Source organism: Streptomyces sp. NBC_00435 (assembly GCF_036014235.1).
Taxonomy (GTDB): domain Bacteria; phylum Actinomycetota; class Actinomycetes; order Streptomycetales; family Streptomycetaceae; genus Streptomyces.
The window spans coordinates 3,507,204-3,531,320 of sequence record NZ_CP107924.1 but is presented as its reverse complement, the minus strand read 5'-3'; the positions used below and the strand labels follow the sequence as shown (position 1 = coordinate 3,531,320).

25 protein-coding genes and 1 pseudogene are annotated in these 24,117 nt (G+C 71.8%); 13 read left to right on the top strand and 13 right to left on the bottom strand.

Annotation, left to right across the window (positions count from 1 at the left end):
* Window positions 1-12: 12 nt before the first annotated feature.
* From OG389_RS16080 to OG389_RS16065, 4 genes are all read right to left on the bottom strand, one after another.
* Window positions 13-711 carry a HEAT repeat domain-containing protein gene (locus OG389_RS16080; RefSeq protein ID WP_328299172.1) on the bottom strand — a complete coding sequence of 233 codons (699 nt, stop codon included), beginning with the start codon at window positions 709-711 and terminating at the stop codon, window positions 13-15.
* A complete protein-coding gene (locus OG389_RS16075; protein WP_328303831.1) occupies window positions 708-1,436 on the bottom strand; it encodes a tyrosine-protein phosphatase in 729 nt (242 codons plus the stop codon). Before OG389_RS16075 ends, OG389_RS16080 begins: the two co-directional genes overlap by 4 nt.
* 146 nt (window positions 1,437-1,582) lie before the next feature.
* Window positions 1,583-2,482 carry a zinc-binding dehydrogenase gene (locus tag OG389_RS16070; RefSeq protein ID WP_328299171.1) on the bottom strand — a complete coding sequence of 300 codons (900 nt, stop codon included), beginning with the start codon at window positions 2,480-2,482 and terminating at the stop codon, window positions 1,583-1,585.
* 196 nt (window positions 2,483-2,678) lie between these two features.
* Window positions 2,679-3,959, bottom strand: coding sequence for a M6 family metalloprotease domain-containing protein (locus tag OG389_RS16065; RefSeq protein ID WP_328299170.1), 1,281 nt, complete (start codon window positions 3,957-3,959; stop codon window positions 2,679-2,681).
* A 257-nt stretch (window positions 3,960-4,216) separates the two neighbouring features.
* Here OG389_RS16065 and OG389_RS16060 point away from each other — a divergent pair, with 257 nt between their 5' ends.
* From OG389_RS16060 to OG389_RS16045, 4 genes are all read left to right on the top strand, one after another.
* Window positions 4,217-5,014: a TetR/AcrR family transcriptional regulator gene (locus tag OG389_RS16060; RefSeq protein ID WP_328299169.1), complete on the top strand. Its 798-nt coding sequence runs from the start codon at window positions 4,217-4,219 to the stop codon at window positions 5,012-5,014.
* 84 nt (window positions 5,015-5,098) lie between these two features.
* Window positions 5,099-6,634, top strand: coding sequence for an MFS transporter (locus OG389_RS16055; RefSeq protein ID WP_328299168.1), 1,536 nt, complete (start codon window positions 5,099-5,101; stop codon window positions 6,632-6,634).
* 129 nt (window positions 6,635-6,763) lie between these two features.
* Window positions 6,764-7,564, top strand: a complete 801-nt coding sequence (locus tag OG389_RS16050; protein WP_328299167.1) for a dioxygenase family protein — start codon at window positions 6,764-6,766, stop codon at window positions 7,562-7,564.
* Between the two features lie 16 nt (window positions 7,565-7,580).
* Entirely contained in the window at window positions 7,581-7,997 is a 417-nt protein-coding gene (locus tag OG389_RS16045; protein ID WP_328299166.1) for a hypothetical protein, read from the top strand.
* Between the two features lie 19 nt (window positions 7,998-8,016).
* Here the strand turns inward: OG389_RS16045 and OG389_RS16040 are convergent.
* Window positions 8,017-8,373 (bottom strand): annotated as a pseudogene (locus tag OG389_RS16040) (GNAT family N-acetyltransferase); the annotation flags it as partial.
* A gap of 177 nt (window positions 8,374-8,550) precedes the next feature.
* Between OG389_RS16040 and OG389_RS16035 the strand changes: the two are divergent.
* A complete protein-coding gene (locus OG389_RS16035) occupies window positions 8,551-9,528 on the top strand; it encodes a sigma-70 family RNA polymerase sigma factor (RefSeq protein WP_328299165.1) in 978 nt (325 codons plus the stop codon).
* Window positions 9,529-9,623: 95 nt separating this feature from the next.
* Here OG389_RS16035 and OG389_RS16030 read toward each other — a convergent pair whose 3' ends face one another.
* Complete coding sequence (locus OG389_RS16030; RefSeq protein ID WP_328299164.1) at window positions 9,624-10,598, bottom strand: helix-turn-helix transcriptional regulator; 975 nt, start codon at window positions 10,596-10,598, stop codon at window positions 9,624-9,626.
* Window positions 10,599-10,661: 63 nt separating this feature from the next.
* Here OG389_RS16030 and OG389_RS16025 point away from each other — a divergent pair, with 63 nt between their 5' ends.
* The 4 genes from OG389_RS16025 (at window position 10,662) to OG389_RS16010 (ending at window position 16,163) form a co-directional block, all read left to right on the top strand.
* Entirely contained in the window at window positions 10,662-12,260 is a 1,599-nt protein-coding gene (locus OG389_RS16025; protein WP_443059286.1) for an MFS transporter, read from the top strand.
* Window positions 12,261-12,412: 152 nt separating this feature from the next.
* On the top strand, window positions 12,413-13,183 hold the full coding sequence (locus OG389_RS16020; protein WP_328299163.1) for a DeoR/GlpR family DNA-binding transcription regulator: 771 nt from the start codon (window positions 12,413-12,415) through the stop codon (window positions 13,181-13,183).
* Window positions 13,180-14,133, top strand: a complete 954-nt coding sequence (gene pfkB, locus OG389_RS16015) for a 1-phosphofructokinase (protein WP_328299162.1) — start codon at window positions 13,180-13,182, stop codon at window positions 14,131-14,133. Before OG389_RS16020 ends, pfkB begins: the two co-directional genes overlap by 4 nt.
* Window positions 14,130-16,163 (top strand): PTS fructose transporter subunit IIABC, encoded by a 2,034-nt coding sequence (locus tag OG389_RS16010; RefSeq protein ID WP_328299161.1) that lies wholly within the window; start codon window positions 14,130-14,132, stop codon window positions 16,161-16,163. Before pfkB ends, OG389_RS16010 begins: the two co-directional genes overlap by 4 nt.
* Before the next feature lie 23 nt (window positions 16,164-16,186).
* Here the strand turns inward: OG389_RS16010 and OG389_RS16005 are convergent, their stop codons facing one another.
* On the bottom strand, window positions 16,187-16,957 hold the full coding sequence (locus tag OG389_RS16005) for a DUF6227 family protein (RefSeq protein WP_328299160.1): 771 nt from the start codon (window positions 16,955-16,957) through the stop codon (window positions 16,187-16,189).
* Window positions 16,958-17,149: 192 nt separating this feature from the next.
* On the opposite strand from OG389_RS16005, the gene OG389_RS16000 reads away from it, so the two are divergent.
* Window positions 17,150-17,791 (top strand): vitamin K epoxide reductase family protein, encoded by a 642-nt coding sequence (locus OG389_RS16000; RefSeq protein ID WP_328299159.1) that lies wholly within the window; start codon window positions 17,150-17,152, stop codon window positions 17,789-17,791.
* 145 nt (window positions 17,792-17,936) lie between these two features.
* Here OG389_RS16000 and OG389_RS15995 read toward each other — a convergent pair whose 3' ends face one another.
* Window positions 17,937-18,347, bottom strand: coding sequence for a rodlin (locus OG389_RS15995; protein WP_328299158.1), 411 nt, complete (start codon window positions 18,345-18,347; stop codon window positions 17,937-17,939).
* A 280-nt stretch (window positions 18,348-18,627) separates the two neighbouring features.
* Between OG389_RS15995 and OG389_RS15990 the strand changes: the two genes are divergently transcribed.
* Together OG389_RS15990 and OG389_RS15985 are read left to right on the top strand one after the other, a co-directional pair.
* Window positions 18,628-19,155 (top strand): hypothetical protein, encoded by a 528-nt coding sequence (locus OG389_RS15990; protein ID WP_328299157.1) that lies wholly within the window; start codon window positions 18,628-18,630, stop codon window positions 19,153-19,155.
* Between the two features lie 157 nt (window positions 19,156-19,312).
* Window positions 19,313-19,552: a chaplin gene (locus OG389_RS15985; protein WP_328299156.1), complete on the top strand. Its 240-nt coding sequence runs from the start codon at window positions 19,313-19,315 to the stop codon at window positions 19,550-19,552.
* Between the two features lie 85 nt (window positions 19,553-19,637).
* On the opposite strand, the gene OG389_RS15980 is transcribed toward OG389_RS15985, so the two are convergent.
* The 5 genes from OG389_RS15980 to OG389_RS15960 all read right to left on the bottom strand — a co-directional run bounded on the left by OG389_RS15980 (window position 19,638) and on the right by OG389_RS15960 (window position 22,757).
* Complete coding sequence (locus OG389_RS15980) at window positions 19,638-19,982, bottom strand: hypothetical protein (RefSeq protein WP_328299155.1); 345 nt, start codon at window positions 19,980-19,982, stop codon at window positions 19,638-19,640.
* 170 nt (window positions 19,983-20,152) lie between these two features.
* Window positions 20,153-21,388 carry a chaplin gene (locus OG389_RS15975; protein WP_328299154.1) on the bottom strand — a complete coding sequence of 412 codons (1,236 nt, stop codon included), beginning with the start codon at window positions 21,386-21,388 and terminating at the stop codon, window positions 20,153-20,155.
* Window positions 21,389-21,509: 121 nt separating this feature from the next.
* A complete protein-coding gene (locus OG389_RS15970) occupies window positions 21,510-21,743 on the bottom strand; it encodes a chaplin (RefSeq protein WP_328299153.1) in 234 nt (77 codons plus the stop codon).
* Between the two features lie 230 nt (window positions 21,744-21,973).
* Window positions 21,974-22,384, bottom strand: coding sequence for a rodlin (locus tag OG389_RS15965; RefSeq protein WP_328299152.1), 411 nt, complete (start codon window positions 22,382-22,384; stop codon window positions 21,974-21,976).
* A gap of 118 nt (window positions 22,385-22,502) precedes the next feature.
* Window positions 22,503-22,757, bottom strand: a complete 255-nt coding sequence (locus OG389_RS15960; protein ID WP_328299151.1) for a chaplin — start codon at window positions 22,755-22,757, stop codon at window positions 22,503-22,505.
* Window positions 22,758-22,932: 175 nt separating this feature from the next.
* Between OG389_RS15960 and OG389_RS15955 the strand changes: the two genes are divergently transcribed.
* Window positions 22,933-24,051 carry a DUF3344 domain-containing protein gene (locus OG389_RS15955; RefSeq protein WP_328299150.1) on the top strand — a complete coding sequence of 373 codons (1,119 nt, stop codon included), beginning with the start codon at window positions 22,933-22,935 and terminating at the stop codon, window positions 24,049-24,051.
* Window positions 24,052-24,117: the final 66 nt, after the last annotated feature.

The following is a 24,117-nucleotide window of genomic DNA, read 5'->3' as shown; positions in this document are numbered from 1 at the left end:
CCGGGCCGGCCCTCAAACGTCTCCGGCGACCAGCTCCGCCGCCCGCCGCGGATCCCCGCCGGCGCGGACCAGCAGGCCGTCCGCGTCCCACAGCACCTCGCCCCGTCCGCGGGTGATGAGCAGCAGCGTCAGGTTCGCCTCGAAGCGCGAGGCGTACAGGGCCGCGTCGGCCTCGGGCAGCAGGGCGTAGACCGCGTCCAGCAGCGCGCACGCCGCGGCGTCGCGGCGCTCCCGGGCCATCGGGTCGCAGGCCGCGAGGGCCTCGCCGACACCGGGATCCGCCGGGTCGTACTTGTGCAGCGAGGGCAGTAGCCCCGGATCGCCGAGCACGGCCGCCGCGTTGAACGTCCGGACGTACGCGGTCGGCTCCTCGAGCAGCGCCGCGAGCAGTGGAACGGCGCCGGGATCCCGCCGCACGGCCAGACCGCGTACGGCTTCCTCGCGCGTCTCCGCGTCCTCGTCCCCGACCCGCCGCCACAGGGCCGCCCTGATCTCCGGACCGTCGACCTCGGCGAGCTGTCCCAGCGCGAAGGTGGCCTGCTCGCGCACGGAGGCCACCGCGTCGGAGGTCAGCCGGACCAGAGCCGCCAGCACGGGGTCGCCCGCCCCGCCGGACAGGGCCCCGGGCAGCTCGCTCGCCACCTCGGCGCGGAGGCCGGGGTCCTCGTGACCGGCCCGGGCGATGAGGGCGGCGGCCGACCGGCCGGTCACGCGGTCAGGAAGCGGGCCCGCAAGCGCCCCGTCGTCTCCGGGGTGATGCCGACCGCGTCCGTGAGGTAGGCCCGCACCGAGCCGTGGCGGGTGGTGAGGTCCGCCAGGGTCAGGCGCAGGATCTCGGCCGGGGCGCGGCCGTACGACGGCCAGCGCATGCTGCGGCCGGGGTTGGCGGCGTGCCAGTCGGCCGTCAGCCGGGCGGTGGCCAGCTCCGTCAGGGCGAAGTCCGCGAGGATCTGCTCCTCGTCGACGCCGAGGAGGTTCAGGACGAGCGCCGCGATCAGGCCGGTGCGGTCCTTGCCCGAGGTGCAGTGGAAGACCGCCGGGCCCGGGCCTTCGGCGAGCAGTTCGATCGCGGCCCGGATCTCCGCCACGCCGTCCTCGGCGACCTCGGCGAACCGGTCCGCGAGGAAGCGCCAGGGATCGGTGTCCGGGTCGATCTCCGCCTGGTCGTACGGCCGGTGCTCGATGCTGAGGTTGGCGTACGTGAACCGCTCGGGCTCCGGTATCCGGCCCTTGGCCTCGATCTCCCACGGGTAGCGCAGGTCGATGACGGTGCGGACGCCGAGGTCCAGGAAGCGGTCCCAGTCTGCGCCTTGGAGCTTGCCGAGCGAGTCGGCCCGGTAGAGGGCGCCCCAGGCGACGGTGGAGCCGTCGTCCGTGCGGTAGCCCCCGAGATCACGGAAGTTGTGCAGCCGCTCGAACTCGATGTGCCGGTTCACGTGTGAGGTCCCCCTGCTCGATCCGGTGTCCGCGCCCACCCTGCCATGCGGCGCCGCCACGCCGAGCGACTCGCTCGCGCCGTTGACCACGAGCGGCTGCCCGGTGAAGGACGGGTCGCCGGCCACGAAGCCGACCACCTTCCCGGTCAGGGACGGCGGGCCGCCGGGACGGGCCGCGGGAACAGGATGACCGGTTTGATCATGCCCGGTTCCCTCGCGGCGAGCCGGGTGAAGGCTTCGCCGACACGGTCGAAGGGGAACTCGTGGGTGGTGATCACCGTCGGGTCCACCAGGCCCTCGTCGATCAGCCGCAGGGCCCGCGCGAGCCGCGCGCCGCTGCTGCGGGGCGGCCGGCAGCGGGCGTACGTGATCCGCCCGCCGTCGGAGAGTCCCGCACGGGCGGCCGTCGCGGCGGCGGGCGCGGCCGTCGCCATGATCGCGCGGTCGGCGCCGGCGCCCCCGGTCAGCTCCAGGATCCGCTCGGTGGTGTCCTCGTAGGCCGGGTCGATCACCACGTCCGCCCCGAACCGCAGGGCGAGGCGCTGGCGCTTCATCTCCGGCTCGACGGCGATCACGCGCGCCCCACGCAGCCGGCCGGCGGAGACGGTCGCACTGAGCCCGACGGCCCCTTGGCCGAAGACGACGACGCTCCCGCCCGGCGGCGGCCCCGACTCGTCGGCGGCGGCGAAGCCGGTGGGGAGCGCGCCGGCCGCGTAGAGGGCCTGGTGGTCGGAGATGGTGCGGGGGAGCGGGACCAGACCGGCCCCGGCGGCCGGGGCGCGGAAGAACTCGGCGAGCCGCCCGTGGCCCTCCACGCCGACGCGCCGTCCGGCGTAGGAGGGGCAGACCCCGGGGCCGACGGCCTCCACGACGCCGACGGCCTCGTGGCCGAGCCCGGTGGGCGCCCCGGCGGCGAGGTGCCCGTCCCAGGCGCAGATGAGCGCGGCCGTGGTGCGCACGAGGACCTCGCCCGGCCCGGGCTCGGGGACGGGCCGGTCGATCACGGCGGGCGGCTCGCCGGTCCGGCGCAGCGCGAAGGCCTTCACGAGTCTCCTTACTACGTCGTTGCACGGCTTGGCCTTCAACACTCGCCGTACGGACCCGGTCCTGCGGGGGGCCGTAGGTCGGTATCTGGCGGGCCTACGGTCAGCATTTCGAGCCGCTGCTCGTCCCGGTCCCGCCGAGCCGTGGCCCCGCGGGCCGGTGACCCGCGGGCCGGTGACCCGGCCCGCGGGCCACGGCTCAGGGACGGGTGACCCGGACCTGGTAGCTGCCGTTGCGCAGTTCGCCCACGACCGAGACGCTGATGCCGGCCTTCTCGTCGGTGAAGGTCTCGCCCGGGCGAAACGGCGCGTCCGAGAGCTCCGCGTGCACGTTGGGCCGCCGCGTGCAGCCGCCGCTCGAGCCGGAGCTGTCGGAGACGGTGACGGGCCCGCGGCCGGTGTCCACCTCGGAGTCCACCTTGTAGATGAGCACCCCGGGCTTGCAGACGGCCTCGTCGTTCCCGGCCCGGGTGCGCACCTCCACGGCGTATCCGGCGCTCTCCGAGACGGGGATGAAGGCCAGCTTGGTGCCGCCCCCGACGGCCAGCGGGCTCAGCACGTGGTCGCTGACACCGGACTTCCCGGCGCAGCTGATCTGGGAGCTGTCGAGCCAGCCCAGCTTCCACTTGTGCCATCCCAGCAGATCGTTGTTGGCGCCCCAGTCCTCGCTCATGACGTCCCAGTGGCCCACCGTGCCGCCGCCGTCGGCGGTGTAGAGGTCGGGCAGTCCGAAGATGTGCCCGTTCTCGTGGGGGAGCACCCGGTAGCCGGTCTCCCGGTAGGAGCCCGAGCCGTCGTCCTGGCGGCTGTAGACGAAGGAGGTGTTGGCGAGCGGGACGCCGTCGGCCTTCGGGGCCTCGCCGTTGCCGGAGAAGGTGACGGAGAGGACGGTGTCGAGGGCGGAGGGACCCGCGTTCGGCGTGACCAGGATATTTATCAGGTCATACCGGGAGAAATCGACCTCGGCGTCAGCCGCCTTGACGATGTGCTCCACGAGCTGGCGGTAGCCCGGCTCGTACGCGGAACCCCGCTCGATCCCGTACGCCGCGAACGGCATCGGCATCCGCAGCCAGTTCTTCACCGGCGCCTCGGCCCGGTAGGTCAGCCGGCCGTAGGAGCTGGTGCGGAACCAGTCGGAGGTCTTCGGGAAGAACTCCGCCAGCCGGTCGGCCGCCGTGCCCTCGCCCTTGGCGTCGGGGAAGTCGATCATCAGGTTCAGCGCCCGCACCTCGCCGGTCGAGCGCGCGTACCCCGGCGGGGTCGGCAGCCCCTCGGACATCTGCACGCCCATCGCGCCCGCGATCCGGCAGGGCGCGAGCATCGACTCGACGGTGTTCGCGGCCACCGGCCCGGCCGCCGAGTGGTTGCGGCTGGTGATGCCCGCGCTCGCGGTCGCCGTCACGCCGAGGGCCAGCGCGGTGATGCCGATGTAGGCGCTGGTGCGGCTTGGCTTGCGTATCCGGTGGCGCGTCTGCGGCATGGAGATCGGCCTTCGGGTCCGCGGCAGCCGGCCGGGTCCGGGCTGCGCTCTGTGGGCTCACCCTCCGACGGTCGGGGCGGGCTCGCGCGCCGGGAGAGGCCAAACGGGATCGAGGCGCCCGGAGTGGTGTGACCCAGGTCACACGGGAGGGTGAAATAAGCGGGGACCTCTTCCCCGTTTGAACCAGAGTCCCCATGAACCGGGGAGCTGCTCCCCGGTTCGAGCGGTCCCATGCCTCACCTGCCAGGGAGTCCCGGATGAAGAGCCCCGCCACCGTCGATCCGGCGGCCCTGCCCGTACCGGGCCCGGAGTCCGTCCTGGACCTCGCGGCCCCGGGGGCCGTGGCGGGTGCCGGATCCGGCAAGGCCGCCCGTACGGTCGCGTCCGCAGTCGCTCCGGTCGCTCCGCTCGCCCCGGCCGCCCCGGACGGCAAGGTGCCGCGTCCGCGCGCCGACGCCGTCCGCAACCGGGAACGCATCCTGACCGCCGCCCGTGACGTGCTCGTGGAGTTCGGCCCCGCGGCCCCGCTCGACGAGATCGCCCGCCGGGCCGGCGTCGGCAACGCCACGCTCTACCGGCACTTCCCCGACCGGCCGACCCTGGTCCATCACGTCGTGCTGTTCGGCATGGACCGGGTGACGGGGCTGGCCCTCGACTCGCTGGCCGGGGAGCCGGACGCCTTCGCCGCCCTGTGCCGCTTCACGCACGCGGCCGCGGACGAGCGGATCGGCGCCCTGTGCCCCATGCTCTCCAGCGACTTCGACCACGACCACCCCGAACTCCTGGCCTCCCGCGAGGCCTTGGAGGAGGCTGTCGAGGCCCTGCTGGGCGCCGGCCGGACCTCCGGGCTGGTGCGTACGGACGTCGGTGTTGGTGACCTGATGATCGCGCTGTCCCAGCTCAGCCGCCCCCTCCCGGGCACCGCCTGCTTCGACGCGGACATCTTCGTCCACCGTCACCTCCAGCTGTTCCTGGACGGGTTGAGGGCCCCGGCGCGCTCCGAACTGCCGGGCTCGGCGACCACGCTGGCGGACCTGAGGCGGAAAACCATGTGACGCCCCGGGTCGCTCCCGTTAGCGTCGTAAAACCATCCTAAATCTTCCTTTTCAGTCATCTCGCACCACGAAGTGGGTACCCCCATGTCCAAAACAGCCGCGAACCCGCCGCTGGCTGCAGCCGACCCCAGTCGCTGGAAGGCCCTGGTCTTCATAGCCCTGGCGCAGCTGATGGTCGTCCTCGACGCCACCATCGTGAACATCGCCCTCCCCTCCGCCCAGACCGACCTCGGCATCTCCGACGGAAACCGCCAGTGGGTCATCACCGCGTACGCGCTGGCCTTCGGCGGACTGCTCCTCTTCGGCGGCCGCATCGCCGACAAGTGGGGCCGCAAGAACGCCTTCATCACCGGCCTCGCCGGCTTCGCCCTGGCCTCCGCGCTCGGCGGCGCCGCACAGGGCGAGGCCATGATGCTGGGCGCCCGCGCCCTGCAGGGCGCCTTCGGCGCACTGCTCGCGCCGGCCGCGCTCTCGCTGCTGGCCGTCATGTTCACCGACGCCAAGGAGCGCGCCAAGGCCTTCGGCATCTACGGTGCGATCGCCGGTGGCGGTGGCGCGGTGGGCCTGATCCTCGGTGGCTTCCTCACCGAGTACCTGAACTGGCGCTGGACGTTCTTCGTCAACATCCCGTTCGCGATCATCGCCGCCGTCGGCGCCTGGATGATCATCCGCGAGCCGGCCGGCAGCCGTAACCGCGCGCCGCTCGACATCCCCGGCGTGCTGCTGTCCACGTCCGGCCTGGTCGCCCTCGTCTACGGCTTCACCCGCGCCGAGTCGGCCGGCTGGTCGGACGCCCTGACCGTGGGCATGTTCGTCGCCTCCGTGGTCCTGCTCGCCTCGTTCGTCTTCGTCGAGTCCCGTACGACCCACCCGCTGCTGCCGCTGCGCGTCCTGCTGGAGCGCAACCGCGGCGGTGTCTACCTCTCGCTGGGCCTCGCCGTCATCTCGATGTTCGGCCTGTTCCTGTTCCTCACCTACTACCTGCAGGTCGTGAAGGGCTTCTCGCCCGTCAAGACCGGCTTCGCCTTCCTCCCGATGATCGCGGGCATGATCACCGGCTCCACGCAGATCGGCGCCCGCCTCATGACGCGGGTCCCGCCGCGCCTGCTGATGGGCCCCGGCTTCATGGTCGCCGCCAGCGGCATGCTGCTGCTGACGCAGCTGGAGGTCGGCTCCTCGTACCCGGCGCTGATCCTTCCGGCGCAGCTGCTGCTGGGCCTCGGCATGGGTACGGCGTTCATGCCCGCCATGTCCCTGGCCACGTACGGGGTGAACCCGGCCGACGCCGGTGTCGCCTCCGCGATGGTCAACACCTCGCAGCAGGTGGGCGGCGCGATCGGTACCGCCCTGCTGAACACGATCGCCGCCTCCGCGACGACCGCGTACCTGACCGACCACGCGGCCGCGGCCGCGGCGGGCGGTCCGGCGGCCAAGCTGATCCAGGCCCAGGCCATGGTGGAGGGCTACTCCTCCGCGATCTGGTGGGCGGTCGGCATCCTGGTCGCCAGCTCGCTCATCGCCCTGACCCTCATCACCACCGGGCGTCCGGGTGCGGGCAGTCCGGTCGCCGGGGGTGCGGACTCCGACGCCGACGTGAAGGTTCCGGTGATCGCCCACTGACCCGCCCTGGGCCCCGGCAGGGGTTGCGGGAATGACTGATGACCCCGCATCGTTCAAATTTGAACGATGCGGGGTTAGTCTTTGTCCGGCGGCCCGGGCGGCCCGCCCTGACGATTCCTGGAGCCCCTGATGACGACCTCCGAAGCCACGAAGCCCGGTACCGGCCGGATGCCGGCGCTGTACCTGAGCCACGGAGCCCCGCCCTTGGCGGACGACCCGGTCTGGCCCGGCGAACTGGCCGCCTGGTCCGCGGACCTGCCCCGGCCCCGGGCGATCCTGATGGTCTCCGCGCACTGGGAGGAGGCCCCGCTCGCCCTCGGCGCCACGGAGCCGGTCCCGCTGGTCCACGACTTCTGGGGCTTCCCCGAGCACTACTACCTGGTCCGCTACGGGGCTCCGGGCGCTCCCGGGCTGGCCGCGGCGGTCCGCAAGCTGCTGAAGGCCCCGGGCACCCCGGTCCAGGACATCCCCGACCGGGGCCTGGACCACGGCGCGTACGTCCCGCTGGTGGAGATGTTCCCGGCGGCCGACATCCCGGTGCTCCAGATATCCATGCCGACGCTGGACCCGCGCCGCCTGATGGACATCGGCCGCAAGCTGGCCCCGCTGCGCGACGAGGGAGTCCTCATCGTGGGCAGCGGCTTCTTCACCCACAACCTGGCCGCCCTTCGCCACACCGGCCCGGGAGTCCCCGGCTGGTCCGCGGAGTTCGACGAGTGGGGCCAGGAGGCGCTGGCCGCCTCCGACGTCGACTCCCTGCTGGACTTCGAGGCCAAGTCCCCGGCGGGCCGGCTGGCCCACCCGCGCACGGAGCACTTCGCCCCGCTGTTCGTCACCCTGGGCGCGGCGGAATCCGAGCTCGCCACGGCCTCCACCCCGGTCTCGGGCTTCTGGATGGGCCTCTCGAAGCGCTCCCTGCAGTTCGGCTAGCCGCCGCCATGACCCGGTGAAGCCCTCCAGCCGCGGCGCCGGCCGCGCCGCGGACCCGGCCGGCCCGCTCTGGTGCCCCAGCGGCTCGGCCTACGCGGCGGAGTCGCTGGTCCTGGCGGTCCGCGACGGCCTCGACGGGCCCCCGGCCTACCTCCCGGTCCCGCGCCCGGCCGCCGAAGCCCTGGCCGGACTCCCGCCCACCGCCGAGCCGCGCCGCCTGCTCCGCCTGGCCTCGCACTGCGTCCCGTACTGCCTCAACCGCGCGGGCGACACCTGCACCCTGGCCACCCGCCTGACCGCCGCCCCAGCACCGGCGGCCCCCCTGCCCGCCTGTCACCTCCGCCGGTCCTGCAAGTGGTGGACCCAGTCGGGTGCGCGGGCCTGCCACGCCTGCCCGGGGGTCGCTACCCGCCACTCCGGCCCGGACCGGTGACGTCCTCCCCGATGGCCGGCTCCGTGGCGAGCGCCGCGAAGAGGGATTCGTCCAGCAGGCCGCCGATGCCCCGGCCCACCGCGTGCGGGGCGAGGTGGACGCTGACCTCCACCGAGGTGTCGTAGGCCGCTTTGGGGTGAAATTGGCTGCTTGTGGCTTATTCGGCGATTCGATCGCCAGTCCAGGCAACCAGAAGCCGGTGCGGGCCGTCTTTGGGGTGGGAGTGCAGCCACGGGCGGCGCTGATCCGGGGTGAAAGCGGCCGTGTCGAATGTGACGGCCGTCTCACGGACGTAGTGGTCGTGCAGGTCCGTGAGGCCTTCGAGATCGGCCTCCACTCCTGGCCTGACCTGCACCTCTTCGAGCTCGGAGGGTATCGCGGATCCTCTCGGATCGGGGAGTAGCGGGGCAGGATACTGCAAGATCTCGAAAAAGAGGGAGCAACGTGGGAATTCTGTCCCGATTCCAGTCGTTGTTTCCTTCGGAAGCGGGCACTCGGGAGAGTGTCCCGGCAGCCGCAGCACCGCGACCGAACTCATCGCAAGGGAGCACGCATGGCAACCCGCGCCGTCGCCCGTCGTCAGTCCACGAGCAGCGCTCGCGCTGCGAGCGGGGAGATCGCAGACCGCGACCTGGTCGGGATGTACCTGGACGAGATCGCACGCACCCCGCTGCTCGACGCCGCCAAGGAAGTGGAGCTCTCGCAGATCATCGAGGCGGGCGTCTACGCCCAGCAGATCCTCGACGGCGCGATAGAGCGCAAGGGCAAGAAGCCCTCCCAGGAGGAGCTCGAGGCCCTGGCCGCCGAAGGTGAGCGTGCGAAGGAAGTCTTCATCCGCTCCAACCTCCGCCTGGTCGTCGCGGTCGCCCGCCGCTACCCGCGCAGCGGTCTGCCGCTCCTCGACCTGATCCAGGAGGGCAACGCCGGCCTGGTGCGCGCGGTCGAGAAGTTCGACTACGCCAAGGGCTTCAAGTTCTCCACGTACGCCACGTGGTGGATCCGCCAGGCCATCACCCGCTCCATCGCGGACCAGTCCCGCACCATCCGGCTCCCCGTCCACCTGGTGGAGGAGCTCGGCCGGATCCGCCGGGTCCAGCGCGAGTTCAACCGTGAGAACGGCCGGGACCCGGAGCACGCGGAGATCGCCGCCGAGCTGGACACCACGGAGAAGCGGGTCGGCGACGTCCTGGACTGGGCGCGCGACCCGGTCAGCCTGAACATGGGCGTGGACGAGGACGGCGACACCCAGTTCGGCGACCTCCTGGAGGACACCTCCGCGATCTCCCCGGAGCAGTCCGTCCTGTCCCTCCTGCGCAGCGAGGAGTTGGAGGACCTGCTGGGCAAGCTGGACCAGCGGACGGCGTCGATCATCAAGATGCGCTACGGCATCGAGGACGGCCGTGAGCGTACGCTGACAGAGGTGGGCAAGCAGCACGGCCTGACCCGCGAACGGATCCGGCAGATCGAGAAGCACGCGCTCCTCGAGCTGAAGCGGATGGCCCGCGACACAGGCTTCGACGCGGCGGCCTGACCCCGAGAACGAGCCCCCGGTACCTATCCCCCCCAGGTGCCGGGGGCTCCCCTCTTTCCCCGCCTTGGCGCGGGGCCGGGCCCCCGCGGGCCGCCTCAGGGGCCCGCCGCCCCCGTGAGCCGCGCTCCGAGCGCCCCCGCCGCCTCCGCCAGGAACGCCGGCCCGTGCACGGTGAATGGCACCCCCACCAGCCCCAGCCGCGCCGCCAGCCACTCCGGCGAGTCCGACGAATCGAACCCCACCCGGACCCCGCCTCCCTCGGGGCCGGAGCCCCCGGGGCCGGATCCGCCCGGGCCCGCGAGCTCCCGCACCCACCCCGGCAACTCCCCGAGGGGCCCGGCGAAGGTCACCTCGACCCGGTACGTCTCGCCGCCCCGCAGCCCCCGCCGGACGAACTCCACCGCCTCCATGGGCAGCCCGCGCCCCACGAACCTCGCCCCCGTCGCGCACGGCTCGCCCACCCGGTCCACCCTGAAGGTCCGCCAGTCCTCGCGCTCCATGTCGTAGGCCACGAGGTACCACCGGCTCCCGGTGCTGACCAGCCGGTACGGCTCGACCAGCCGCCGCGAGGCCACCCCGTCCCGCGCGCGGTACGCGAACCGCAGCCGCTCCTGCCCCGCCACCGCCGACGCGATCACGGTCAGCGTCCGCGGGTCCACGCTCGCCCCGTCCCCCCGCGTCAGCGCGACCGTCGCCGACTGCAGCGCGCTCACCCGGTGCCGCAGCCGCCCCGGCAGGACCTGTTCCAGCTTCGCGAGGGCCCGTACGGAGGCCTCCTCGACCCCCTCGATCGCGTGCCCGGCCCCCGCCCGCAGTCCCACCGCGATCGCGACGGCCTCCTCGTCGTCCAGTACCAGCGGCGGCATCGCCGCCCCCGCCACCAGCCGGTAGCCGCCCTCGGAGCCGAGCGTGGCCTCCACCGGGTACCCCAGCTCCCGCAACCGGTCGATATCGCGCCGGATCGTCCGGGCGCTCACCCGCAGCCGCTCCGCCAGCTCGCTGCCGGGCCACTCGCGCGGGGTCTGCAGCAGGGAGAGCAGGGTGAGGAGCCGGGCCGGGGTATCGGTCATGGATTCAAGGTTGCCAGCCAAATAGGACACCGACTGACCTACATGCCGTCTAGGTTTCTCCTCATGAGCACCGAGACGACCCAGTCATCGCCCGAAGGAAAGAACGGGCCCGTACAAGAAGAGCGGACCGATCCCCCCGCAGAGACCAGCACCACCGGCGCCGCCGCGGTAGCGCAGACCGGCAGCACCGCCGGCGACCGCCGCCGCTGGCTCGCGCTCGCCATCGTGATGACCGCCGCCTTCATGGACCTGGTCGACGTCACGATCGTCAACATCGCGATACCCCGGATGCGCGGGGACCTCGGCGCCTCCACCAGCGCCATCCAGTGGATCACCGCCGGCTACGCGCTCGCCTTCGCCGCCGGCCTGATCACCGGCGGCCGTCTCGGTGACATCTACGGCCGCAAGCGCCTGTTCCTCATCGGCATAGCCGGCTTCACCACCGCCTCGCTGCTGTGCGGCATCGCACCCAGCCCCGACGTGCTCGTCGCCGCCCGCATCCTCCAGGGCGGCATGGCCGCCATGATGGTCCCGCAGGTGCTCGCGATCATCCACGTCACCTTCCCGCCGCACGAGCGCGGCAAGGTCTTCGGCATGTTCGGCGCGATCGTCGGCCTCGGCGCCGTCTCGGGCCCGATGCTCGGAGCGCTGCTCACCGAGTGGAACATCCTCGGCCTCGAATGGCGCCCGATCTTCCTGATCAACCTGCCCGTCGGCATCGCCGGCGTGATCCTGGGCCGCAAGTTCATCTCCGAGTCCAAGGCCCCCAAGGCGCTGCGGCTGGACCTGGTGGGCGTCGTGCTCGCCACCCTCGCCCTGGTCATGCTGATCTTCCCGCTCACCCACGGCCGCGAGAACGACTGGCCGGTGTGGGGCTTCGTCTGCATGATCGCCTCGCCCCTGGTCTTCGGCGCCTTCATCGCCTACGAGAAGTTCAAGATCCGCAAGGACGGCTCCCCGCTCGTCGAGCTCTCCCTCTTCAAGGTCAAGAGCTTCGCGGGCGGCGTCGCCGTCCAGCTGACCTTCGGCATCGCGACCGGCATCTTCTTCCTGGTCTGGACGCTCTACATGCAGATGGGCCTCGGCTGGAGCGCCCTGAAGGCCGGCACCACCGGCATCCCGTTCTCCCTGGCCGTCTCGGCCGCCGCGGGCATGTCCGTACAGAAGCTCGTACCGCGCTTCGGGCGCAAGGTGCTCCAGGCCGGCGCGCTGGTCATGGCGGCGGGCGTACTCCTCTACATCTGGGAGTCGGACCGCTACGGGATGGGCATCGCCTCCTGGCAGATGGCCGCCCCGCTGATCGTCATGGGCGCGGGCATGGGCCTGATCATCGCGCCGCTGACCGACACCGTGCTGTCCGAGGTGCCGCGCGAGCACGCGGGCTCGGCGTCCGGCCTGATCAACACCACCGGCCAGATGGGCAACGCGCTGGGCCTCGGCCTGACCTCCGTGGTCTTCTTCGGGGTCATCGACAACGACCTGGTCTTCGGGCCGCCGTACGTCGAGGCCTTCCGCAACGCGCTGTGGTGGGTCGTGGCCGTCCTGGTCGTGATCTTCGCCGTGATGTTCATGCTGCCCCGCAAGGCGGTCCCCATGGAGCAGCGCGAGGGCGGCTCGGAGCACGAGGGCGAGCCGTCCGCCGAGAAGGTCCCGGCGGCCTAGCACCAGGCACACCCCGCGCACACCGCGCACACCACGAACGGGCATGTCCGCTTCTGTTGGCGGACGTGCCCGTTTATTTTGTTTTTAGCTGGAAACGGGCGTACGGTACAAGAGAACCCACAGAGTCGGGCATCGAACGGATCTGAAACCACATGTACGCACCGGAGCGCCAGCAGGAGATCCTCCGCCTCGCCCACGAGGCCGGCCGGGTCGACGTCCTGTCCCTGGCCGAGCAGTTCCAGGTCACGGCGGAGACCGTGCGCCGCGACCTGAAGGCCCTGGACCGGGCCGGCCTCGTCCGCCGGGTGCACGGCGGTGCCATCCCGGCCGGCCGCCTCGACTTCGAGCCGGACCTCACCGAGCGCGAGGCCACCGCCGCCGACGAGAAGGACCGCATCGCGGCCGCCGCCCTCGCCGAGCTCCCCGACGGCGGCAGTGCCGTCCTCGACGCCGGCAGTACCGTGGCCCGCCTGGCGGCGGCGATCTCCCGGTCGGCGCCGGACGCCGGGCTCACCGTGGTCACCCACGCGCTGCCCGTGGCCGCCCGGCTCGCCGACCACACCGGCATCGACCTCCACCTCGTCGGCGGCCGGGTCCGGCACCGCACCCGGGCCGCCGTGGACGCCTGGGCGCTGCGCGCGTACGCGGAGATCCGCGCCGACGTCCTCTTCCTCGCCACCAACGGGTTCACGGCGGACGGCGGTCTGACCACCCCCGACCTCGCCGAGGCCGCCGTCAAGCGGGCCGCGATCGCCGCCGCCCGACGCGTCGTCCTCCTCGCGGACTCCACCAAGGCGGGCCAGGAGCACTTCGCGTGCTTCGGCTCCTTCGCGGACGTGGACCTCCTCATCACCGACCCGGGGCTCGACCCCGCTCAGAAGGCGGCGATCGAGGCCGCCGGTACGGAAGTTGTGCTCGTATGATCCTCACCGTCACCCCCAACCCCTCCCTCGACCGGACCTACGAGGTCCCCTCGCTGGACCGCGGTGAGGTACTGCGCGCCACAGCCGACCGGGTGGACCCCGGTGGCAAGGGCGTGAACGTCTCGCGCGCGGTGGCCGCCGCGGGAGTCCGTACGACGGCGGTCCTTCCGCTCGGCGGCGCGCCGGGCGCGCTGATCGCCGAACTCCTCAGCACCCAGGGCGTGGACGTCACGGCGGTCTCCATCGCCGGCCAGACCCGTTCCAACATCTCGGTCGCCGAACCGGACGGCACCCTCACCAAGATCAACGCGGCTGGCCCCGAACTGACGCCCGAGGAATCGGCCTTCCTCCTGGAGACGGTCCGTACCTGCTCAGGCGGCGCCGCCTGGATCGCCTGCTGCGGCAGCCTCCCGCGCGGCCTGTCGCCCGAGTGGTACGCCGACATCGTCGCCCGCGCCCACGCGGCGGGCACCCGCATCGCCCTGGACACCTCCGGCCCGGCGCTGCTCGCGGCGCTGCCGGCCCGACCGGACGTCGTCAAGCCGAACGCCTCGGAGCTGGCCGCGGCGGTGGGACGCCCGCTGGCCACTCTCGGCGACGTGGTCAAGGCGGCGGAGGAGCTGCGCTCCCTGGGCGCGGCCGCGGTCCTCGCCTCCCTGGGCGCGGACGGCCAGCTCCTGGTCTGCGAGGAGGGCACGTACTACGGCACGGCCGCCGTCTCCTCGGTCCGCAGCAACGTCGGCGCGGGCGACGCCTCCCTCGCCGGTTTCCTGATCGCGGGCGGTACGGGGCCCGCGGCCCTCGCCTCGGCCCTGGCCCACGGCGCGGCCGCGGTCCAGCTGCCCGGCAGCGCCATGCCGGCCCCCCCGGACCTGCGGCCCGACCAGGTCCACATCACCCAGGACCTGCCCCTGGACCTCCCCCTGTCCGAAATGAGCGACGAGCGATGAGCGAGATGATCACCCCCGAACTGGTCGACCTCGACCTGTCCGCCGAGTCCAAGGAGGGGGCGGCACGTGCCCTCGCCGAACGGATGGTGGCCCTGGGCCGGGTCACCGACCTGGACGGCTTCCTGGCGGACGTGGCGGCGCGCGAAGCGCTGATGCCGACCGGCCTGGAGGGCGGGATAGGCATCCCGCACTGCCGCAGCGCACACGTCTCGGCCCCCACCCTGGCCTTCGGCCGCGCCCCGTCCGCGATCGACTTCGGTGCCCCGGACGGCCCCGCGGACCTGATCTTCCTGATAGCGGCCCCCGCCGGTGCGGACGACGCCCACCTGTCGATCCTCTCCTCCCTGGCCCGCCGCCTGATGCGACCGGAGTTCGTCGCCGCCCTGCGTGCCAGCACCACCCCGGACGAAGCAGCGGCCCTCGTGGCGGGCGGGCCCACGCCCACCGCTGTGCGGGGGTCCGGGGCCGGAGCCTTTGAAAGGGCCCGGGACGAAGCCCCGGTTCCGGGAAGGGACGGGGCGGGGGAGAGCCCCGCAGGGCACCCGTTCCGGATCGTGGCCGTCACCTCCTGCCCCACCGGGATCGCGCACACCTACATGGCCGCCGAGTCCCTCCAGCAGGCCGCGGCCGAGGCCGGAATCGACATCCAGGTCGAAACCCAGGGATCGGCCGGCTTCACCAAGCTCACCCCGGAAGCCATCGCCAACGCCGACGCGGTCGTCTTCGCCCACGACGTCCCGGTCAGGGAACGCGCCCGCTTCACCGGCAAGCCCACCGTCGACGTAGGCGTCAAGGCGGGCATCAACCGCCCCGCCGAACTCCTCCGGGAGGCCCGGGACAAGGCGGAACGCGGGGAAGTCACCGACAGCGGCCCGACCCCCGTCGAGCAGGCCGGGGAACCGCGGGACGGCTACGGCGTCAAACTCCGCACCTGGCTGATGTCCGGCGTCAGTTACATGGTCCCCTTCGTCGCCGCGGGCGGGCTCCTCATCGCACTCGCCTTCGCCATCGGCGGGTACGAGATCAACACCGCCCCCTCGGTCGCCGAGCACTTCGTCTGGACCGAGGCCGCCAGCTGGGCCGCGCTGCTGTTCCAGACCGGCGGCCTCGCCTTCGGCTTCCTGGTCCCCGTCCTCGCCGGCTACATCGCCTACGGCATGGCCGACCGACCGGGTCTGGTGCCCGGCTTCGTCGGCGGCGCCGTCGCCCTGACCATCAACGCCGGCTTCCTCGGCGGTCTGATCGCCGGCCTCATCGCGGGCGGCACCGTCCTCGCCGTCCAGAAGCTGAGGATCCCCACCGCCCTGCGCGGGATCATGCCCGTCGTCGTGCTGCCGCTCATCGGCTCGGTCGTCACCGCGTTCCTGATGTTCCTGGTCGTCGGCAAGCCCGTCGCCTCGCTCCAGCAGGCCCTGACCGACTGGCTGTCCGGCCTCTCCGGCGCCAACGCGATCATCCTCGGCGTGATCCTCGGCCTGATGATGTGCTTCGACCTGGGAGGCCCGCTGAACAAGGTCGCCTACGCCTTCGCGATCGGCGGCCTCGCCACCCCCAACGAGGGCAGCCTCAAGGTCATGGCCGCCGTGATGGCGGCCGGCATGGTGCCGCCGCTCGCGATGGCACTGGCCACCACGGTCCGCGGCCGGCTCTTCTCCAGGACCGAACGCGAGAACGGCAAGGCCGCCTGGTTCCTCGGCGCCTCCTTCATCAGCGAGGGCGCCATCCCCTTCGCCGCGGCCGATCCGCTGCGCGTGATTCCCGCCGCCATGGCCGGCGGGGCGGTCACCGGAGCGCTCTCGATGGCCTTCGAGTGCACCCTGCGGGCCCCGCACGGCGGCATCTTCGTGATCCCGCTGATCGGCAACCCGCTGCTCTACCTGATCGCCATCGCCGCCGGTACGGCCACCACCGCCGGTCTGGTCATCCTCCTCAAGGGGATGCGCAAGCAGGACACGTCCCCCCTGACCCAGGACGCGGCAGCCGGGGAGGCGGCCCCGGCCGAGCCCGCGAAGGTCACCGCGGCCGCGTAACCCCACCAGGCCCGGCGGTCACCTCACCTCACCCGCGCGCGGAGCTCCATGGCTCCGCGCGCGGCCGCTTCGGTCTCGTACACCTCGCACATGTGCCGCCCGTCGGGCGTCGCCGTGTGCTCGACCTCCCACAGGCTGAACTCACCGCCGTCCAGCAGGACGAAGGCGTGCTCGTACAGGCTGAAGCCGGCGTCCCGCCCGTCGAGGAGGCACTGCCGGGTGCCGAACGCCTGCGTGATCCGGTGCGCGTACGCCGAGCGCAGGAGCAGCGCCACCCGCTCGCCCGGCCGGTCCGGGTTCTCCGCGCGCCGCAGTACCCGGCGGGCGTGGTCCGCGGACTCCTCCACCGCGTACCCGCGGTGCCGCTGGGCCGGGGTCGGGTTGGCGAACAGCGCGCTCAGCACCGCGATGTCGCTCTCCGGCTCCACCTCGGCCGCCACCTCCGTGAGGTCCCGGGCCACCTGCGAGGGGGCTTCGCCGAACAGCCGGGCCACCGCGAGGCAGGTCTCCGCCTTGCTGGCGAAGACCTCGAACCGTATGGAGAGGCCGCTTCCCCTGCGGTGCGCCAACTCCCACAGGGACACGGACTCACCGTCGGACAGCAGGTACACGTGCCGGCGGATCTCCCGCCAGGATCCCGCCGCCGGACTGTGGCGGGTGGTGTGGAGCGAAGAACTGTGGGCGAGCGCCGTCCCCAGGCGCTCGACCAACCGGTCCGGCAGGTCGAAGGAGTTGAGGGCGCGGCCCAGGAGTCGCTCGAGGTGCGCCTCGGTTGTCTCGTACGGATCGCTCAAGGTGGGTCTCCAGGCCGTCGCAGCTTGTCACTTCGCGGAAGCTCAACGTAGCCCCTGGGTCTGACATCACGTCCGGGGTTCGGTAAAACGTCCGGGAAGCATCGGGGGTTCCCGCCACCCCTTCAGGTCAACCTCCATGGGGATGAGCATGGTTGGACCGGATCCCGGCTGCAAGGGCGGGACCATGACCGTATGGCAACGAATACCGTGGGCGTCCCCCGCCAGCAGGGCCGGCCCCACCATCGCGACGACGCGGAACCGCAGGCGGCATCCCGTGCGCTGGCCTGGCTGCTGGTGCTGACCGGGGCCGCCGGAGTGCTGGCCGCCTGGGTCATCACCCTGGACAAGTTCCTGCTGCTGGAGGATCCGGACTTCAAGCCCGCCTGCAGCCTCAACCCCGTCGTGTCCTGCGGCAGCGTGATGACGAGCGAGCAGGCGGCGGCCTTCGGTTTCCCGAACCCCCTGCTGGGGCTGGTCGCCTACGGGGCGGTCGTGTGCGTCGGCGCGGGCCTGCTGGCCGGCGCCCGCCACCGCGGCTGGTTCTGGCTGGGACTCAACGCCGGAATGCTCTTCGGTGTCGGATTCTGCTCCTGGCTCATGGTCCAGTCGCTCTACGAGATCAACGCGCTCTGTCTGTGGTGCTGCCTGACCTGGGTGGCCACCCTGCTGATGTTCTGGGCGGTCACGGCGCACACCGTCCGTACGGGGATCCTGCCCGCGCCGGCCCCGCTGCGCGGCTTCTTCGCCGAGTTCGGCTGGGCCCCGCCCGCCCTGCACACGGGTGTGATCGGGATGCTGATCCTGACCCGGTGGTGGGAGTTCTGGACCGGCTGACCGCGCCCGTCGGCGAAAGGGGCCGGCGACACGCGAGGGCCCCGGCAGCTGGAGGCTGCCGGGGCCCTCGTCACATCACCGCATCGCTACGTCACTACATCGCTCCACGGGGTCCAGGTGCCCGGACCGCGAACGGGAGCGGAGATCAGCTGCCGACGGAGCCGTTGCCCGACAGGACCGGGATGTTGTCCAGGATGTGCGAGAGCGGCTCGTCGCCCTTGGCCTGGGTGGAGTTCTCGGTGCACTGCTGGTTCTGCGGGTTGGACAGGACGTTGATGTCCTGGACGCCGACGTTGACCAGGGCGACGAGGGACTGCGCGTTGACCTTGGCCGGCAGGCCGATGCAGGGCTTGTTCAGCGTGCCCTGGACGAGGCCGAGCTGCGGGCTCATGTCGCCGGCGGTCTTCTGGTTGCCGTAGATCTGCTGGGCACCGTTTCCGTTGACGGTGTTGATCCCGTTGTCGTTGCCGATGGCCATGGCCGGGGCCGCAACAGCAGCGCCCGCGCCGACGGCGGCGGCGGTGACCGCGGCAGCAGTCATGATCTTCTTGAGCATCTTGATCCTTTTGTCGCACGAGTGCCCACTAGTGGAGCGCCCTGATCAACTGTCCTCCCGGAGGGTTGGTTCCGCTGCTTCACTCAAACGGCCTGCCGACGGGCAGGTTTTCCCCGGGTGGGGTGAGCCGCTCCCGGACGCCTGCGCGAAGCCCGTACGCACCCCGCAGTGGCGGTGAGGGCCCGGTCTTCCTGTTGCGGTCCGTAGAACACCTTCGCACGGTGGGTAAGGAGGCGGATCGCTCGGGTCCGCTTTTGAGCGACCAGGAGAAGGAACATCCATGCACCGCACCAAGGCCTCCCGCATCCGCGTCCTCGTTCCGTCGGCACTCGCGGTCGTCATACTCACTGGCGCGGTGGCCCCCGCGGTGGCCGCCGAGGGTGCCGGTGCGGCCGCCAACCGGGTTGCGACAGCCCAGGAGAAGATCGACCGGAGGGTGGCGGCGGCGGGTCCCCTCGACGACCTGCTCGCATCGGTCTCCAAGATCCTGGCCGACCTGACGGCGAGCCTGGGCACCCTGCTCCCGGGGGTCAAGATCCCCGCGATCGAACTGCCCAAGCTCCCGGCCATGCCGGCCATTCCGGCGATCCCCAAGATCCCGCTCCCCGCGATCCCGGCGATCCCGGCGATCCCGGCGATCCCGGAGATCCCCACGATCCCCGAGATCCCGGCGCTCCCGGTCGCCGATCCCGCGGCTCCGCCCGCGGCGGCGGTTCCAGCGGTTCCGGCGGTACCCGGGGCGATCCCCGCGGTGCCGGCCCTGCCGCCGCTGGACATCGTCCCGGACCTCCCGGACTTCCTCCCGTAACGGGTCCGGACCCTCAAACGGATTCGCACGCGGTTACGACTATTGGGCTGAACAGGTCTGATCGCGTGCGGAACCGTGTCGTCTGGGATGCTGGACCGTTTCGCTCGATGTGAGCCCCGGAACCGGGGCGGAACATCGAAGAGAAGGTGCACTTCCCATGAACACTGCCAAGAAGGCCGCCCTGGTCCTGGCCACCGCTGGTCTCGCTGCGGCCGGTGCCGCCGGCTCCGCCATGGCCGACTCGTCGGCCGAGGGCGCGGCCGTGGGTTCCCCCGGTGTCCTCTCGGGCAACCTGGCTCAGGTCCCGGTCCACGTCCCGGTCAACGTCTGCGGCAACTCCGTGAACGTCATCGGTGCGCTGAACCCGGCGTTCGGCAACACCTGCGTCAACGACTGACGTCAGACGCACCAAACGACTGTGGGCGCCCCGGCCTCGCCGGTGGCGCCCACAGTCATGTCGGCAGGAGAACGGAACGGCTCCGTCAGTGGTTCGCGCCGCCGTTGAGCTTCACACCGCCGAGCAGCGGGGACGCCTGGGTGGCCCCGTTCGCGAGGTGCATCACCTCGCCCGGCGCGTCGTTGCGGACCTCGTTGACCTTCTGGGCGGTGGTCACGACCTTCTGCACGCTCTCGCCCTGCTCGGCCAGCCCGTTGCCCACGGTCTGCGGCAGCGCCTCCGAGACGGGGTTGACGGCGTTCGTGACCTCCGTCAGCCCGCTCGTCAGGCTCATGGGGACGGCCGGCGCCTCGGTGGCGAAAGCGGGGGAGGCGGCGCCGAGGGCGGCGACGGAGCCGACGACGACTGCGGCGACCTTCGAGAGCTTCATTGTCGAATCCTTTTTCAGGGGTGCCAGTGGCGACCGTCGCGCCACTTTCGACCTGGCTAACGATTCCCCGCCGCTACGGAAACGCGGAACCGAACACGGCAACGGCAACGGCCGGAGAATCCGACAATGGATTCTCCGGCCGATATTTCTTCCGATTAGCCGTATTGCCGTCAGGCGATTCGGGACCGGCGGTACAGAATGGCTCCGCCCAGGATCAGCGCCGAGGCGAGGGCCGCCGCGGCGCCGGTCTGCCCGGCGCCGGTCGCGGCCAGCTCCGGTGCGGCCGCCCGCGCGGGGGCGGGGACGGCCATCGGCGTGGGCGCGGGGGCCGGGGCCGGGGCCGGGGCGGGAGCCGGGGCCGGGGCGGGCTGTGGAGCCTGCGGCAGCGTGACGGGAAGGTCACCGGCCGGGGCCGCCGGAGGCTGGTCGGCCGGCCGGACGACCTCGGGGGCCGGGGCGGGCGCGGGGACCGGTGCCGGGTGCTCCTCGAACTGGCTGCCGCGCGGCGGCATCGGCGCGGGAGCCTCCTGCTCGACGGGCGCCGGGGCGGGGAGCGTGTGCGGGGCCTCCTCCGCCGCGGGGGCGGGCGCCGGGAGCGGCTTGGGAGCCTCCTGGACGGGCGCCGGCGCCGGTGCCGGGGCGGGCAGCGGCGCGGGCGCCGGCTGCGGTGCGGGAGCCTCGTGTACGGGCGCGGGCGCCGGGTGCTCCGCCCCGGGCCTCGGCAGGGGCTTCGGCCGGGGCTTGGGTGCGGGCGGCGCGTGGTGCGGAGCCGGGGCCGGCGGGTGGTCGGCGTGCGGCTTCGGCGGGTGCTGCGGCCTCGGCTGGGGCTGCTCCGGAGCCGGGTGGTCGTCGCACTCCTCCTCACTCGGGCCGCCCGAGTCCCCGTAGCCGCCGTGGTGCCCGGGTCCGCGGTCGTCGCCGTGGCCGCCGTAGCCGCCCTGGTGCTCCGGTCCGCGGTCGTCGCCGTAGCCGCCCTGGTGTTCCGGCGCGCGGTCGTCGCCGTAGCCGCCCTGCTGCTCCGGCCCCCGCTCGCCGTAGCCGCCGCGGTCGTGGTCGTGGCGTGCTTCGCGCTCGTCGAGGTAGCGCCCGAACTGTTCCGCCTGCTCCGGGCTGAGGTAGCGCTCGTAGTCGTACCCGGCGTCGGAGCCGGTCGTGGTGGCGCAGTTGTTGCCCATCGCGGGGTTCAGGCCCGCTCCGGCGTCCACGGTGTTGCCGCACACGTTCGGCGAGAAGGTGATCGGTACCGAGACGCTGTTGCCGGCCAGCACACCCGGTGAATGGGAGGCCTCGGCCATCGCCCCGGGTTGCGCGTACGCCGCGCCGGTCGCGATCGACAGCAGACTGGACGCAGCGGCCGCGGTGAGCACCCCCTTGCCCAGTACCTGTCGGCTCAGTACCTGTCGCATGGGTCCTTCCCTGTCTACCGGCACGGCGGCCGGTGCTGAATCGAAGGTGGCCTCGGAGTGCACCGCCGTGCACTCCGAGGCCACCCCGAGGAGGTCTGCCCTTGCGGGCACAGGCGCTTCGTCAGGCGTTGACGCAGGTGTTGCCGAACGCCGGGTTCAGCAGCGCGATCACGTTGACGGTGTTGCCGCAGACGTTGACCGGGACGTGGACCGGGACCTGGAGCACGTTGCCGGACAGGACGCCGGGGGAGTTCACGGCCTGGCCCTCGGCGGCCGCGTCAGCCATGGCGGGGGAGGCGGCACCGGCGGCCATGAGAATGCCGGCGGCGAGCACCACTGCCTTCTTGTACGTCATTTTTTTTCGATTCCTTCCCGCAGAGGTCTATCCGCTGCAGAAATAACAACGAGTGGGTCCGGAAAAAGAAACCGGGGATTTTTGCGGGCGTGTCGGCAATTCACTCAGATGCCCGTGCGCCCTGAATTCTGTCCGGATTCATCCGGATCGCAATTCGGGTCCCGACATGCGGCGGGGCCGCCGCGACCCGAAGGTGCGACGGCCCCACTGGCGCGGTGCGCGGGGTGCTGTCAGCTGCCGGCGGAGGCGTTGCCGGACAGGACCGGGATGTTGCTGAGGATGTGCGAGAGAGCCTCGTCGCCCTTGGCCTGGGTGGAGTTCTCGGTGCACTGCTGGTTCTGCGGGCTGGACAGGACGGGGATGTCCTGGACGCCGACGTTGACCAGGGCCAGGACGGACTGGACGTTGGCCTTGGCGGGCAGGGCGATGCAGGGCTTGTTGAAGGATCCCTGGATCAGCGCCATCTGCGGGCTCATGTTGCCGTAGGTGGCCTGGTTGCCGTAGATCTGCGAGGCCCCGTTGCCGTTCACGGTGTTGATGCCGCTGTCGTTGCCGATGGCCATGGCCTGCGGGGCCATGGCGGCACCCAGACCGACGAACGAGGCGGCAACCGCTGCGCCAGCCGCAAACTTCTTGATCATGATCGTCCCTTTTTTGACAGGATTGCCCGGTACTCAAGCACTCGGATCAACGGCGCAACCGTGGTTTGGGTTGCGTGTCTTCACTCGGATGCCGAAGTTTCGGGCAGCACGGTTGACGTCAGGCGTTGACGCAGGTGTTGCCGAACGCCGGGTTCAGCAGGGCAATCACGTCGACGGTGTTGCCGCAGACGTTGACCGGGACGTCGACCGGGACCTGGAGCAGGCTGCCGCTCAGGACACCGGGGGCCTCACCGGTGAGGCCGTTCGCCGTCGCGCCGTCGCCGCCGTACGCGGAGGCGAGGCCCGCGCCGCCCAGCAGCATCGCGGCCCCCGCGGCCGCGATGGTGGTGCCGCGCACCAGCCTCTTCGTCATCTCCGATTTCCCTTTCTGCTCGAACAAGGCGCACACGCATAACGACCCGCCCGGTCCGAGGGTGCGTGCTATCGCCCAAAAGGCCGTATGAGCGAGTCCGGCGTGATTTCCCTCCTGATTTCTGACAAAGTTCACTCCTGTTTTGTCCCCTTGATCGAAAAATGGAGACGGGGTCATGGGTTCCTCCCGCAGAATCCTCGGCACGCTCGGCCTGCTGTCCTGCCTCACGCTTTCGGTGAACGTGCCCGTGGCGGGCGCGGCGGCCCCGCCGGGCCCGGGCGCCCCGCTGATCAGGGAGGCGACCCGGATTCCCTTCACCCAGCGTTACCAGGCCGTGCAGCACGGCGGCCTGGTCCGGGCCTCGAACTCGTCCATCGGCTGCCGCGCGCAGGAGGCCGAGCAGGCCGAGCCGTGCGCCGAGGTCAACAAGGGTGCGGCGGGCACCAACGGCGACTACGAGATGTTCTACGACGAGGTCGACAAGGACCCGGACACCTACAACTCCACCCGGGCCGAGCTCAAGGTCCCGCAGGGCGCGAAGGTCTCGTACGCCCGCCTGTACTGGGGCGGGAACCTGCGGGTCGGCGAGCAGAAGCCGCCGGAGGACAACGGTCGGGTGCTCGTCGCCGAGCCGGGCGGCGCGTACAAGGAAGTGCTGGCCGACACGGTGGTCGGGCACCGCAGCGACGCGGCCAGTGATGCCTACCAGGCCTCCGCCGACGTCACCCCGCTGGTCCGCAAGGGCGGCGCCGGGATGTGGACGGTGGCCCAGCTGAACATCGCCATGGGGCACTCGGGCACCGGGGCCTGGGGCGGCTGGACGCTGGTGGTGGCCTACGAGCACCCGCAGGAGCCGGTGCGCAGGGTCTCGGTCTGGGACGGGTTCGAGGGGCTGGCGGCGGGGGCCGGCGAGGCGGCGGGCGAGACGGTGGGGATCACCGGTCTGGACGCGGCGCCGGGGGCCCGGGGCAAGGCCGGGGTGGTCGGGTACGACGGGGACCGCGGGGCGCTCGGAGACTCACTCACGGTGACCGCCGACAGCGGGCGCCGGATCAACCTCAGTGATGGAGAAAATCCTTTTAATGATGTTATGAATTCCACGATCACGGAATTCGGGCATCCCTCGTTCGTGCGACAGCCCGAACATATGAATAACCTCGGATATGACGCGGACGTGTTCGATCTGAGCCCCGCGCTGTCCGGTGGCGCCCACAGCCTGACCTTCGGGTTCACGGGCGAAAGCCAGGGTCATTTCCTCGGTGTGCTCTTCGTTCAGACAGACGCGCGCCGCTGAACGCAGGAGACCGCTCCACGTGCCGACACAACCTCCTCCTTCCTCATCTCCCTCCCCTTCCGCACC

Coding starts and splice junctions, on each gene's coding strand:
- OG389_RS16065 (WP_328299170.1), bottom strand. CDS start 3,959: ATGCCGCAGACGCGCCACCGGATACGCAAGCCAAGCCGCACCAGCGCC.
- OG389_RS16060 (WP_328299169.1), top strand. CDS start 4,217: ATGAAGAGCCCCGCCACCGTCGATCCGGCGGCCCTGCCCGTACCGGGC.
- OG389_RS16055 (WP_328299168.1), top strand. CDS start 5,099: ATGTCCAAAACAGCCGCGAACCCGCCGCTGGCTGCAGCCGACCCCAGT.
- OG389_RS16050 (WP_328299167.1), top strand. CDS start 6,764: ATGACGACCTCCGAAGCCACGAAGCCCGGTACCGGCCGGATGCCGGCG.
- OG389_RS16035 (WP_328299165.1), top strand. CDS start 8,551: ATGGCAACCCGCGCCGTCGCCCGTCGTCAGTCCACGAGCAGCGCTCGC.
- OG389_RS16030 (WP_328299164.1), bottom strand. CDS start 10,598: ATGACCGATACCCCGGCCCGGCTCCTCACCCTGCTCTCCCTGCTGCAG.
- OG389_RS16025 (WP_443059286.1), top strand. CDS start 10,662: ATGAGCACCGAGACGACCCAGTCATCGCCCGAAGGAAAGAACGGGCCC.
- OG389_RS16020 (WP_328299163.1), top strand. CDS start 12,413: ATGTACGCACCGGAGCGCCAGCAGGAGATCCTCCGCCTCGCCCACGAG.
- pfkB (WP_328299162.1), top strand. CDS start 13,180: ATGATCCTCACCGTCACCCCCAACCCCTCCCTCGACCGGACCTACGAG.
- OG389_RS16010 (WP_328299161.1), top strand. CDS start 14,130: ATGAGCGAGATGATCACCCCCGAACTGGTCGACCTCGACCTGTCCGCC.
- OG389_RS16000 (WP_328299159.1), top strand. CDS start 17,150: ATGGCAACGAATACCGTGGGCGTCCCCCGCCAGCAGGGCCGGCCCCAC.
- OG389_RS15995 (WP_328299158.1), bottom strand. CDS start 18,347: ATGCTCAAGAAGATCATGACTGCTGCCGCGGTCACCGCCGCCGCCGTC.
- OG389_RS15990 (WP_328299157.1), top strand. CDS start 18,628: ATGCACCGCACCAAGGCCTCCCGCATCCGCGTCCTCGTTCCGTCGGCA.
- OG389_RS15985 (WP_328299156.1), top strand. CDS start 19,313: ATGAACACTGCCAAGAAGGCCGCCCTGGTCCTGGCCACCGCTGGTCTC.
- OG389_RS15980 (WP_328299155.1), bottom strand. CDS start 19,982: ATGAAGCTCTCGAAGGTCGCCGCAGTCGTCGTCGGCTCCGTCGCCGCC.
- OG389_RS15975 (WP_328299154.1), bottom strand. CDS start 21,388: ATGCGACAGGTACTGAGCCGACAGGTACTGGGCAAGGGGGTGCTCACC.
- OG389_RS15970 (WP_328299153.1), bottom strand. CDS start 21,743: ATGACGTACAAGAAGGCAGTGGTGCTCGCCGCCGGCATTCTCATGGCC.
- OG389_RS15965 (WP_328299152.1), bottom strand. CDS start 22,384: ATGATCAAGAAGTTTGCGGCTGGCGCAGCGGTTGCCGCCTCGTTCGTC.
- OG389_RS15960 (WP_328299151.1), bottom strand. CDS start 22,757: ATGACGAAGAGGCTGGTGCGCGGCACCACCATCGCGGCCGCGGGGGCC.
- OG389_RS15955 (WP_328299150.1), top strand. CDS start 22,933: ATGGGTTCCTCCCGCAGAATCCTCGGCACGCTCGGCCTGCTGTCCTGC.